The organism is Gordonia sp. GN26 (assembly GCF_054823965.1).
In genome coordinates this window covers 1-13,802 of the sequence record NZ_JSYC01000046.1, presented here as the reverse complement: position 1 = coordinate 13,802, position 13,802 = coordinate 1, and the positions used below count along the sequence as shown (strand labels likewise).

The window sequence follows — 13,802 nt, the reverse complement described above, 5'->3', positions numbered from 1 at the left end:
CCGGTCATGTCGGAGACAATGCTCGGTTCCCCGTCGTCCCTGCGCACTCCCGCCGAAGCGCGAACCCGGCCGATGCAACAATGGTGGGCGCTCAGCGTGCGCGGTATCTCGAAAGTGTTCCGCAACGGTGAGTTCGTATTCGCGTTCGTCTCACCGGTGTTCCTCGCGGTGTGTTTCTATCTGCCGTTGAGCGCGGTCATGGACACCTATGGCGTCAACTACGGTCAGTTCCTGATGCCGATCATCGTGCTCCAATCCGTCGGTTTCGCGGCCTCGTCTGCCGCGATGCGCGCCGCCTTCGATGACACGGACGGAATCAACACCCGGTTTCGTGTCTTGCCGATGCCGTCGGCTGTCCCGATGTTCGCGCGACTCAGCGCGAACGCCGTATTGCTGGTGGTCTCATTGATCTGCGCGACTGTGGCCTGTGCGGTCATCGGCTGGCGTCCGATGGGTGGCCTCACCGGGACTATCGGTCTCTACGCGACCGCCTTGGTAGTCGGACTACTGATTGCACTGCTCGCCGACGGCATCGGCCTGGTCGCCGGGAGCCCGGAGGCCACCAGCCAGGCCCTGATGCTCCCGACTCTGATCCTGGGCATGATGTCGAGCGGTTTCGTCCCGGTCTCACAGTTCCCGGAGTGGATTCAGCCCTTCGTGCGCAACCAGCCCATCTCCCAGTTCGTGAACGTCATGCGCGCGTCCGACAGCGGTGTCCTGACGTGGGAGATACTCCAATCAACGGTGTGGTGGTGCCTCGGGATGTTCGCGGCCGCGGTGGTTCTCCTCGGCATCGGCAATCGGAAGGTTCGCGTGTGAGTACCTCACCTACCGACGTCGAGGCGGGCCAAGGTCTGCGGGCATCGGAGTCGCGCCCTCAGGGGTCGAGCGATCAGGTCTCGGCGCCCGGGACCTCGATGCGTGCGGAGTCGTCGGTCCATGCTTGGTGGAGTCAGAGCCTGGCCCTCACCGGTCGTCAGTTGCGGGTTTTCGTCCGAGACGTTCCGACGCTGGTCCAGTCGCTGGTCATGCCCGCCCTGAGCATGCTGATGTTCAAAGTCGTGCTCGGCGACGCCATCGGCAGGGCCACCGGACAGGACAGTGCGTACGGCACGGTCCCTCTGGTCATATTGGTCGGCGCGATGTTCGGGTCGATCGCGTCGGCGACTCGCCTGAACAGGGAACGTCGAACGGGGCTGCTTGCCCGGTTGTACGTGCTCCCGATCAATCGAGGCGCCGACCTCACCTCGCGAGTGGCATCGGACCTGGTCCGCATATTCGTCACGACCCTGCTGCTGCTGGCCGCAGGGCACCTGATCGGCTTCCGCTTCACGCAGGGGTTCGGCCCGGCCATAGGTCTGGTGCTGGTCGCCCTGGCGTACGGCGCAGCGTTCGGGATCATGACGCTCGCACTGGCCGTCAACGCGGCTCCGGGGGCGCCGATCGTGCCGTACCTCGGTCTCTTCTCGAGTCTGTTGATGTTCTTCAACTCGGGGTTCTCGCCACTGAGCGCGTACCCGGATTGGTTGCAGCCGATCGTGGCGAACCAACCGATGACGCCGGCCATCGATCTGATGCGAGCGCTCGCGGTCGGAGGCCCGATCGCGGAGAACCTCCTCAAGGTGAGCATCTGGACGGTTGCGCTGCTGGCGCTGTCGATCTACCCCGCGCTGCGCGGATACCGGAAGGCCGCGACCGCCAGGTGAGGCCGTCACCGACCGATCGTTCGCATCCGATAACGTGTTGAGCGTTCAATCGGTGGGTACACCGCGGTAAGAAACAGGGTGCGTGGCACGGGCTGAGGCCTCTGACGCACAGCCAACCTGTTCTGGGTCGTTTCGGGCCCGCCGACTTGGCGAAATCCGAGCTGGACACGGCGAGCCGCCGTGCTCGCGGATAGTCGCATGGAAAGCTGAATGACACCGTTGAATGTAACGCTAAGGAGGGCTCAGGTCGATTAACCGAAGTGGTGCCCGCTCGGTTGTCCGAACAATTTCTCGGGCATTTCCGTGCGTGACACGATCGCAACCTGAAGAAACGGCCTAGGTTTGGTGTTTGTGGGACGAAATCTATGGGTCGTATCAGGTCTAATCGATAGACCCGAGGCAGTCGAGGCAGTGAGGAGTGTCAGCGTCCGTGGCGACCGCCGATAACAGCGACAGCGCGAACGTTGTCGGAAAAAACATCACTGAAGTCCTGCCTCTCACCGCGGCACAACGAGGAATGTGGTTCGCCGACACCTTGTCGCCCGACTACTCGGTGAACATCGCCCAGTACGTCGACGTCCGGCACGAACCCGGTGGTTTCGACATCGACCTCCTTGAACGCTGCTGTGTCGAGGTCGGCAAGACTCTGGAGTCACCGTACGTCCGGCTCGCCGAGATCGACGGGGTCCCGGTGCAGTACGTCGATCTCGAGTTCGATCAGCACGTCGACATCATCGATTTCCGCGGCGAATCCGACCCGGTCGGCGCCGCGATGGCGTGGATGCAGGCCGAGTACCGGCGCCCGGTCGACCTCATGAACGACCAGCTGATCGTCATCGCGATCTTGCAGGTCGCCGACGACCGGACATTCTGGTACAACCGCGCCCACCACATCATCATCGACGGCTACGCGGCGTTGTCGATCATGCGACGTACCGTCGACCGCTACAACGCCATCCGACGCGGCGAGCAGCCGAAGGACCGGATCCCGGCAACGATGGCCGAGATCGTGACCTACGAGGACACCTACCAGGCCAGCAACCGCCGCGAGACCGATCGCGAGCACTGGTTGTCGCGGGTGTCCGACCTACCCGAACGGGTGACCCTCGCGCACGGTGCGAGCACTGCACCGCTCTCGTTCGACAACGTCGTCGCCGGCGGCGAGTTGCCGGTCGCGCAGCAGAGGCGCCTCGAAGCCCTCGCCACCGAGTTCAACAGCTCGCTGGCCGTCCTCATGTCGGCAGCCTTCGGGGCGTTCCTGTCCCGGATGACCGGCTCGGACGACATCGTGATGACGCTGCCGGTGACCGGTCGCACCACCGCGAAGATCAAGGCCTCGGGCGGCATGGTGTCCAACGTGCTGCCGATCCGGTTGCGCGACGTCTCTGGTAGCACGGGCCGTGAACTGGTCGCCGCGGCTCAACTCGAACTCACCGGCGCGCTCCGTCACCAGCGGTACCGATCCGACGACATCCGCCGTGACGCCGGACTGGAGGCGAACTCGGTCTCGTTCGGCCCGACGATCAACATGGTCTTCTTCGACGACCAGGTGTCCATCGACGGCACGTCGATGGACTACCGCATCCTGACCTCGGGCATTCTCGAGGACCTGCTGATCAACCTGTATCAGTCGAGTCCCGACGCGCCTCTGGTGGTCGACCTGCACGGCAACCCGTATCTGTACTCCGAAGCCGAGATCGCGTCACACCATCGCCGGTTCCTGGCCTTCGTCGAGCGCCTCTTCGACAACGTCCACGCCCCGATCGACAGCATGCCGGTCCTGCTGCCGGGAGAGGATGCCGAACTCGATCACTTCGAACGCGGGCCGCGCACCGACTGGACCGCGGCGCAGGCCGGCAACCACACGCTTCTCGACCTGTTCGCCACGCGTGTGGCCGAAAACCCCGATGCGCCGGCGATCGTCACCGACGACGCCGAGTTCACCTACCGCGAGTTCGATGCGAGAAGCCGTGAGCTCGCAGCCGCCCTGGTCGAGGCGGGCGTACGACCCGGTGACAAGGTGGCAGTACTGGTCGAACGCGGCGTGGAGCAGGTCATGGCCGTGTACGCGACCCTGATGGCCGGCGCCGCATACGTACCCGTCGACGTGGAGCAACCCGAGGACCGTCGGAGCCTGATCCTCGACACCGCACAACCGACCGTGGTGATCGACCGCGAGTTCCTCGCGAACGCCGGTTCCTCAGCGGCCGATGCATCGTCTCGCCGGCTTCCGGTGGACGAGGGCAGCATCCGTCCGGACTCGGCCGCCTACGTGATCTTCACGTCCGGTTCGACCGGTGTCCCGAAGGGCGTGCAGGTCTCGCACGGTGCCGTCGTCAACCGACTGGCGTGGATGCAGGACCACTACCGCATCGACCCTTCCGACGCCGTTCTCTACAAGACGCCGATCACATTCGACGTCTCGGTCTGGGAGTTGTTCTGGCCCTTGCAGATCGGCGCGCGAATGGTGGTCGCCCGCGCCGGTGGGCACCGGGACCCGGCCTACCTCCGCGACACCATCGTCGAACGCGGGGTGACCACGCTCCACTTCGTGCCGTCGATGCTGGACGTGTTCGTCGAAGTGGCGGCGACCGGCGAGCCGGCGATCCCGGCCACGGTCCGACGGGTCTTCACCTCCGGTGAGGCGCTGCCGGCGAATCTCGCGACCCAAGTGGTCGAACACTCGGATTCGGAGTTGGTGAACCTCTACGGTCCCACCGAAGCGGCGGTCGACGTCACCGAGTATCGCGTCGGTGGTGGGGAAGTCCACATGCCCATCGGGCGACCGGTGGCCAACACCGACACCTATGTGCTCGACTCCCAGCTCCGTCGGGTGCCCGTCGGGGTGGTCGGCGAGTTGTACCTCGCCGGTGCTCAGCTCGCGGACGGGTATCTCGGCCGTGGCGGGCTGACTGCCGAGCGGTTCGTGGCCAATCCGTTCGACGCCGGCACCCGGATGTACCGGACCGGAGATCTGGTGCGGTGGAACGCAACCGGGATGCTCGAGTACCTGGGGCGCACCGATTTCCAGGTCAAGATCCGTGGACAGCGCGTCGAACTCGGCGAGATCGAGTCCGTGCTGTTGGCCGAGGGATCGGTCTCCGCGGCCGTGGCGATCGCCCGCACCGACGCCGGCGGCGCCGCAGTCGTCGCCTACGTCAAACCCCGCGACACCACGATCCCGGCCGAGGTCATCGTCGACCGGCAGATGCGTGCCGCGCGCAACGGCCTTCCCGCACACATGGTTCCGTCCGCAGTGGTCGTTCTCGAGGCCTTCCCGGTGAACGCCTCGGGCAAGCTGGACCGACGCGCGCTCCCCGCGCCCGCTTCCACCGCGGCTGCCGAGCGTGTCTACGTGGCTCCCCGGTCGGAGATCGAGGAAAAGGTGGCCGAGATCGTCGGTGACGTCCTCGGTGTCGAGCGAATCGGCATGCGGGACAACATCTTCGCTCTCGGTGCCGACTCCCTGGCCGCGGCCCGGCTGGCGTCGAGGCTGCGAAAGCAGTACTCGCGGGCAGTCGCGCTGGGCGACATCTTCAACAGCAACGACGTCGGCGAGCTGGCCGCCGCCATCGCCGATGCCGCGGTGGTCGAGGCGCGGCCGCCCCTGCGTCGGGGTACGCGGCCGGAGACCATCCCGGTCTCGTACTCGCAATCCCGACTCTGGTTCATCAACCGGATGGATCCGTCTTCGGGGACCTACAACATGCCCGGCGCGGTCCGCATGCGCGGCGACGTCGATGTCGACGCACTGCGCGCGGCGGTCCGTGACGTCGTGATCCGGCACGAGCCGCTGCGTACTCGCTTCCCGTCGATCGACGGTGAGCCGATCCAGGAGATCGTCGACGTCGCCGACGTCGAGGACCAGGTACGGCTCAGCGTCCACACCACGACCGAGGCCGATCTCCTCGACGCCGTCGCCGCGCAGGCCGCGGCCGGTTTCGACCTCGTCTCGCAGGTACCCTTCCGTGCCTCCCTGTTCGAAACCCCCGCTGACGGCCACGTGCTCCTGGTGGTCCTCCATCACATCGTCGGCGACGGCGCGTCGCTGCGCCCCCTGATCGTCGACCTCCTCGCCGCCTACGGGGCCCGGGTCAACGGACTGGCGCCGGCCTGGGAACCTCTCCCGGTCCAGTACGCGGACTTCGCGGTGTGGCAACGCGACACCCTCGGTTCGGCCGACGACGAGAATGCCCGCATGGCGCGAGAGCTCGCCTACTGGAGGGATCAGCTGGCCGGCCAGCCCGAGCTGCTGGCGCTCCCCACCGATCGGCCCCGTCCGCAGATCCCCACGGGGAGAGGCGGTTACGTCGACGCAGAGATCTCGCCGGAGCAGTTCGCAAAGATCCGCTCGCTGGCCGGACGTTTCGGCGTCACCACGTTCACCGTCCTGCATGTGGCCTTGGCGGCCGTCCTCGGCCGGCTCGGCGACACCGACGACGTGTCCATCGGTACCGCGGTCGCCGGGCGCGACGAACCCGAACTCGCCGACCTCGTGGGCATGTTCGTCAACACCGTCGTCCTGCGGTTGAACATCCGCCCGGGTGATTCGGTCGCCGAACTGCTGGATCGCGCACACCGTGCACGTACCGGCGCGCTCGAGTACTCCCAGGTGCCGTTCGAGATGGTGGTCGACGAGGTGTCGCCCAGCAGGTCGCGCGCCCACAGCCCGCTGTTTCAGGTCGGTTTCACCTTCCAGCGCGATTCGTCGGCCGTTCTCGCCCAGACGGGGGAGTTCGACGTCCTCGACATCCGGATCCCGTCCGCGAAGTACGACCTGTCGGTGACCGCCACCGAGTTCGCCGGTACGGGTTCCGAACGTGTGGCGCTCGAATTCTCCTACGCCACCGATCTCTTCAACCGGTCGACGGTGGAGTCGATGGCCGAGGCGCTGACCATGCTGCTCGATCAGATGACGTCCACCCCCACCGAGGCGATCGGCCGGTTCGACATCGTGCCCGCTGCCGATGTTCGGGAGCTGACCGCCGAGCCCGCCGGTCGGACGCCGGTGGTGTTCGCCGATCTGCTGGGGACGTGCTCGCCCGGTTCGGCGACACCGGTACTCGTCGCCGGCGAGAAGATCACCCCGGATGTCTTCGACGCTAGGACCAATCAGCTTGCGCGGGAACTGATCTCGCGGGGAATCGGACCCGGCGACGTCGTCGCCATCAGTGCTCGCCGATCGGCGCGCTCGGTGCTGTGCACGATCGCGGTGATCCGTTCCGGTGCCGCCTTCGTCACGATCGATCCCATGCACCCGGCCGAGCGCCGATCCGCGATGGTCAGCGACAGCGGCGCGCGCGTCGGACTGGCCACCGCGGATGCCGGGGTCGACGCGATAGACAGCGGTGCGGAGTGGATCATCGTCGACGACAGCGAGACCGAGTTGCGTCTCGCCGGCCACCCCATCGCCCCGATCGGAGCGGGTGAACTCGTCCGACCCACACGCGTCGACGAGATGGCGTACCTCATCTACACCTCGGGTTCGACGGGCAAGCCCAAGGCCGCTGCGGTGAGCCATCGCGGTCTGGCGAACCTGATGGCGAATCAGCGTGAGATCCTGAGGCTCGACGAGACCTCGCGGGTACTGCACGTAGCGTCCCCGAGCTTCGATGCGTCGGTCTTCGAGCTGACGATGGCCTTCGGGTCGGCCGGTCAGCTGGTCGTCGCCGACCCGGACACCTACGCCGGCGACCAGCTCGAGCAGCTGATCGCGGAATCCGGTGTGACACATGCGGTCATGACGCCGTCGGCACTGGCGACCCTGGAGCCGGCAGCGGTGCCGTCGCTGACCACGGTGCTGAGTGCGGGCGAGGCATGCCCGCCGGAACTGATGCGCCGCTGGGTGTCCGCGGGTCGCCGGTTCTTCAACCTCTACGGCCCCACCGAGACGACCATCTGGGCCACCGCGGACGGACCGTTCTCGCCCGCCGACGACATGACGATCGGAACGGCGGTACCCGGAGTCGGGGCCCTCGTCCTGGATCGCGGACTGCGGCCGACCCCGGCCGGGGTGGTCGGCGAACTCTACCTCGTGGGCGATCAGCTGGCCATCGGTTATCTGGGCCGCCCCGGTCTGACCGCCGAGCGGTTCATCGCGAACCCGTACTCGAACGGGACGCGGATGTACCGGACCGGTGACCGGGTCGTCCGTCGTGCCGACGGGCGGTTGATCTATCACGGCCGCGACGATTTCCAGCTGAAGGTGCGCGGACTCCGCATCGAGCTCGGTGAGGTCGACAACGCGTTGATGTCCCACCCGGATGTCGCCAACGCGGTCAGCCTCGGTGTGCCCGGACCGGCCGGCGAAGACGTTCTGGTGGCGTATGTGACCGCGACCGACGATCGCTCGCCGATGCCCGAGGCGCTCACCGAGCACGTCACGCAGCTCCTGCCGCGCTACATGGTCCCGCACACGATCGTCGTGGTCGACTCCTTCGAACTGACCAACGTCGGCAAGATCGACCGCACCAAGCTGCCGCCGGTCGACTTCAGCGCGAGCAAGGACTTCGTCCCGCCGCGGACGCAGCTCGAAGCCATCGTCGCCGAGGTCTTCGCCCAGGTGCTCGGGGTCGAGCGGGTCAGCGTGCACGACGGCTTCTTCGAGATGGGTGGCAACTCGCTGTCGGCCACCAAGGTGTCCGCACGTCTGTCGGCGGCGCTGGACCGGCAGGTCCCAGTGAAGGCGATCTTCGAGTCCGCAGATGTGGCCCGGCTCGCCGAATACATCACCAACAGCCTCTCCGGTCACTCGGCGGTACCGCTGATCGCGCGTCAGCGCGCCGAGATGGTCCCGGTGTCCGCCGTTCAGCGTGGTATGTGGCTGCTCAGCCGCGCCGATCCGAAGTCCCCGGCCTACAACGTCGCCCTCGCTCTCGAGCTGCGCGGCCGGTTGGACGTCGACGCACTGCGCGCCGCGGTGGACGACCTGCTCCGCAGGCACGAATCGCTGCGGACCAGCTACCCGATGATCAACGGCGAACCGATGCAGATCATCAGCCCACCCGACGAGGTCGCCGGCCTCGACGTGACCCCGGTACCGGTCTCGGGGAGCGTGGCCGACGCCATCGCGGCCGTGACCGGCCGCGGGTTCGACATCACGACCGCCCCGCCGGTCCGCCTCGCCCTGCTGCGTGTCGACGAGGACGAGCACGTGGTCGTCTTCGTCGTGCACCACATCAGCGCCGACGGCGCCTCGATGGCGCCGCTGGCCCGCGACCTGATGATGGCCTACGCAGCCCGCCACGACGGGCTCCCGCCGACGTGGGCGCCGCTGCCGGTCCAGTACGCAGACTTCACCCTGTGGCAGGCCGAGCGGCTGGCGACCACCGACGACCACGGTGTCACCGAGGCGCAGCGCCAGCTCGACTACTGGCTCGACCGCCTGTCCGGGGCCCCCGAGACCATCGATCTGCCGACGGATCGGCCCCGGCCGAGGACGCCGTCGTACGTCGGCGATCAGGTGGAGTTCGAGATCCCCGAGGATCTCGCGCGGTCCCTGGAGTCCGTCGCACGCGCGAACAACACCACGATGTTCATGGTCACCCATGCCGCCTACGCGGTGCTGTTGTCGCGTCTGAGCGGACGCAACGACCTCGTGATCGGCACGCCGTACGCCGGACGTGGCGAACAGGCGCTCGACGAGGTGGTGGGCATGTTCGTCAACAGCCTCGCGTTGCGGACCCGGATCGACCACGGGGAGAAGTTCAGCGATCTGCTGTCCCGGGTGCGTCGTGATGACCTCGCCGACATGGCCAACACCGACGTCGCCTTCGAGACGATCGTCGCGAAGATCCTGAGTGCGCCGACTACGTCCTACAATCCGTTGTTCCAGGTGATGTTCGCCTTCCAGAACATCGACTTCCCGTCGCTCGAACTCGGCGACGTGGTCGTGTCACCGGTGGCCGAGGGGATCATCCCGGCCAAGGTCGATCTGCAGTTGAATCTGTACCCGAACGACCCGGCAGCGGCCGGACACAACCCGGGAGCCGGCGCGATGAAGGCGCAGCTCGTCTACGCTACCGATCTCTTCGATCGGTCCACGATCGAGGTCATGGCGCAGCGGTATCTCGGAATCCTCGAAGCCGTCGCCGCCGACGCCGAGTGTATCGTCGGGGACATCGTGATCCTCACCGCTGATGAGCAGGCCGAAGCCGTCGATCCGGTTCCGGCAGACATCCGACTCACCGATCTCGTCACCATCGCCGGCGACACCGATCCCGGGGGGATCGCCGTGGAACACGACGGCGTGAGCGTCGACTTCGGTCAACTGTCGGACATGGTGAGAGCAATGGCGGCCGCCCTTCCGGGATCGGACTCCGACGCCACGCTCACGATGGCACTGATGAGTGTGGTGCCCAGTCTGGCCGCAGGTGGTCCGGGCGCGCTCGACGAGGTTCTGAGCGGCCTGCGCTCCAACGCCTCCGCGATCATCGATCTGTCCACCGCTTCAGAAGGAAACAACAGGACGTGACCGTCGACTCTGACGCCGCTGACATCTCGCGTGGTTGGGGCGCTCGGCCGTCCACCCTGCAACTGATCGCACATGCCGCGTCGGTCGCTCCTGCGCAGACCGCTTTCGAGGGCAAGTCCGGCCCGGTCCCGTTCGCCGCACTGAACGCGACGGTCTCGATGACCGCGGGAGTTCTCGCCGCGCAGGGGATCGATACGGAGGCGGCGGTGGGAGCCGCTGTCACCGGTCAGTTGTCGCTGGCAGGACTCGCGCCGAATGAGATCGCCACGACGACGAGTCGCGTCGTCGAGCAGATCCGGACCGCGGCGTGGGCACTGGCCGGAACCTCCGATTGGGAGTCGCTGCCGGGTCTGTTCCGCTCTGCCGCGCACCGGTTCGCGGATCGGGTAGCGGTGTCGGCGTCGGGCCGGTCGCTGACCTATGGCGAGCTCGATGCTCGCTCGGACGCGGTGGCCGCCGGGCTCGCCGCCCGCGGGGTCGCCGCCGGTGACCTGGTCGGCATCGCCACCGCCCGGACGGTCGACCTCATGTCCGCGATCCTCGGTGTGATGAAGGTCGGGGCCGGATACCTGCCGCTGGATCTGGGTAACCCGGTCGAACGCCTGTCGTTCATCGTCGCCGACGCCGAGGTGGCAGTGGTCATCGGCGATGCGTCGTCAGCCGATCACGCCCTGTGGGATCGCCTCCCGGACGGGGCGATGGTCGTCGACGTGGAGGCTCTCGCGGGTGAACCTGTCGCCTCCACGGACCCGGCGCGGGTGCCCGCGGACTCGCGGGCGTACGTCATCTACACCTCGGGGTCGACCGGACGGCCGAAGGGCGTCGAGATCACCCATCGTGACGTCGTCACCCTGATCGACGCCGCGGCAGACGATTTCGAGTTCTCCGCCACGGACGTGTGGACGATGTTCCACTCGTATGCGTTCGACTTCTCGGTGTGGGAGATGTGGGGCCCGCTGCTCTCCGGGGCTCGGCTGGTGGTGATCGATCGCGACCTGGCACGGGATCCACGAGCATTCCTGGACATCCTGGTGACCGAACAGGTGACGGTGCTGAGTCAGACCCCGTCGGCGTTCTACCAGTTGATCGACGCTCGTCGGGGCGATCGGCGCGAACTGGCGTTGCGGTACGTGGTGTTCGGCGGCGAGGTGCTCAGTTTCGATCAGGTCCGCCGCTGGTACGACGAGAACCCGTCCGACACCGCGCAGCTGGTGAACATGTACGGCATCACCGAGACCACCGTGCATGTGAGTTTCCGTGCGCTCGACCGGGATTCGGTCGCCGGCACCGACGCGTCACTGATCGGCCGACCGCTGACCTCCTTGGGTATCCACATACTCGACGAGCGGTTGAACCCGGTACCGCAGGGCGTGCCGGGCGAGATCTATGTGACCGGAGGCCAGTTGGCCTCCGGCTACCTGAAACGGCCGGGTCTGTCGGCCTCGCGATTCGTCGCGAACCCGTTCGCCGATGACGGCTCCCGGATGTACCGGACCGGCGATCGCGCCCGGCGGGTCGGTGACGACATCGAGTATCTCGGCCGTAACGACGCGCAGGTCCAACTGCGCGGTTTCCGGATCGAGTTCGGTGAGATCGAGGCGGCGTTGCTGGCCGCGATGCCGGAGGCGGCCGCAGCAGCCGCTCGGGTGATCGAGGACCCGGACCGTGGTGACCAGCTGGTCGGTTACCTCGTGGTGGCTCCCGGCGAGGACGTGGACGCCGCCGTGGTCAGGTCGGCGATGGCCGCACACGTGCCCGGGTACATGGTTCCCGACGCAGTCGTCGGCGTGGAACGCTTGCCGCTCACCGCGAACGGGAAGCTGGACCGAAAAGCACTGCCCAAGCCTGTTTTCGAGTCCGGCGTCGAGTACGTGCCGCCCGCGGACGACACCGAACGCGCGCTCGTCGACGTGTTCACGGCGGTACTCGGTCTCGAGGACATCAGCGTCACCGAGTCCGTGTTCGACGTCGGTGGCAACTCGTTGATCGCAGCCCAGATCGTGGGTCGGGCGTGTGAGGTCCTCAACGTCGACCTCAACATGCGCGATCTGTTCGATGCACCCACCGTCCGCGGCCTGGCAGCCCGGGTGAAGGATGCGGCGCCCGGTCTCGAGCCGATCACTCCCGCCGATCCCCGCCCGGATGTCATCCCGCTGTCGTTCTCCCAGCAGCGGATGTGGTTCATCAACCAGTTCGACCCGACGCTGCCGACGTACAACATCCCGGTCCTGCTCCGGATCACCGGACATCTCGACGTCGATGTGTTGCGTACCGCCGTCGCCGACGTGATCGCCCGCCAGGACGTTCTGCGAACGGTGTTCCCGGCCGCCGACGGTCGGCCGAACCAGGTCATTCTGCCGCTCGCACAGGCCGAATCGGTTCTCGACTGGACGGTCACCGACTCGCCGGAGGTCTTCGAATCCGCGGTCTCGGCCGGTTTCGACGTCACCGAGCAGATGCCGATCCGAGTCGCTGTGCTGCGCACCGACACCGACGAGACGATCCTCGGCGTGGTGGTGCACCACATCGCGGCCGACGGCGAGTCGATGCGGCCGCTGGTCGCCGACCTCCTCACCGCCTACACCTCGCGGGCCGAGCACCGCGAGCCCGACTTCGCGCCGCTCGAGGTGCACTTCGCCGACTACGCGCTCTGGCAACATCGCGTTCTCGGCGACGCGTCCGACCCGACTTCGTTGGTCGCGGGTCAGCTGCGCTTCTGGACGGAGCGATTGGCCGATCTCCCCGACGTCATCGACCTACCCACCGACCGGGAGCGGCCTCGCGTCGCGACCAACCGCGGTGACCAGGTCGCCTTCGACGTACCCGCCGAAGTCGTCGCACGCGTCGAGGACATCGCCCGGATCAGCGGCGCCACACCGTTCATGGTCGCCCACGCCGCACTGGCCGTGCTGCTGTCACGGGTGGCCGCCACCGACGACGTGGCCATCGCCACGCCGATCGCCGGTCGCACGCATGCCGTGGTGGAGCCGCTGGTCGGTATGTTCGTCAACACCCTCGTCCTGCGCACGGGTGTCGATGCCGGCAAGTCCTTTCTCGACTTCCTCGACGAGGTGCGGGCCGCCGATCTCGACGCCTTCGCCAACGGCGACGTCCCGTTCGAGACACTCGTCGAAACCCTTGCGCCCGTGCGCAGTGAGGCCTTCGCACCGCTCGCGCAGGTGATGCTGTCGTTCGATCCCGCGCGGTCGGCCCACAAGCTGGACGCGACGGTCGGCGGACTGAAGTTCACCGAGATCGATCCGCCGGTCATCCCCGCGCAGTACGACCTGACGGTCGGTCTGCATTCCCTCGACTCGGGTGAGTGGTCCGGAACGGTCACCTTCGCCACGGATCTGTTCGATCCGTCGACGGCTGCGCTCATCGGGCGCCGATTCGTACGGCTGCTCGATGCCCTGACCTCGACGCCACGGATGTCCGTCGGAGACGCGCCACTCATCTCCGAGGACGAGACGTCGACCGTTGCGTCCCTCGAGAACGGCTCGGCGACAATCGATTCGGCCATGTTCGCCGGACTCGGGTCGTTGGCTGACGGGTTGTCGCGTGCGGTGGCGGCGAATCCGGGTCGTGATGCTTTGGTGTTCGGGGATCGGAGTGTGTCGTTC

The 13,802-nt window shown here is 67.0% G+C and carries 4 protein-coding genes; all 4 read left to right on the top strand.

The genetic code is table 11. The features are described 5' to 3' along the window. The first annotated feature begins 6 nt into the window (after window positions 1–6). Complete coding sequence (locus OK17_RS11745; RefSeq protein ID WP_461417545.1) at window positions 7–819, top strand: ABC transporter permease; 813 nt, start codon at window positions 7–9, stop codon at window positions 817–819. A 98-nt stretch (window positions 820–917) separates the two neighbouring features. Then, entirely contained in the window at window positions 918–1,706 is a 789-nt protein-coding gene (locus OK17_RS11740; protein ID WP_461417556.1) for an ABC transporter permease, read from the top strand. Between the two features lie 517 nt (window positions 1,707–2,223). Continuing rightward, window positions 2,224–10,179, top strand: a complete 7,956-nt coding sequence (locus OK17_RS11735; protein ID WP_461417544.1) for an amino acid adenylation domain-containing protein — start codon at window positions 2,224–2,226, stop codon at window positions 10,177–10,179. Next, on the top strand, window positions 10,176–13,802 hold a 3,627-nt coding region (locus OK17_RS11730), incomplete at its 3' end, for an amino acid adenylation domain-containing protein (RefSeq protein WP_461417543.1). The genes OK17_RS11735 and OK17_RS11730, both read left to right, overlap by 4 nt.

Coding starts and splice junctions, on each gene's coding strand:
- OK17_RS11740 (WP_461417556.1), top strand. CDS start 918: ATGCGTGCGGAGTCGTCGGTCCATGCTTGGTGGAGTCAGAGCCTGGCC.
- OK17_RS11735 (WP_461417544.1), top strand. CDS start 2,224: ATGTGGTTCGCCGACACCTTGTCGCCCGACTACTCGGTGAACATCGCC.
- OK17_RS11745 (WP_461417545.1), top strand. CDS start 7: ATGTCGGAGACAATGCTCGGTTCCCCGTCGTCCCTGCGCACTCCCGCC.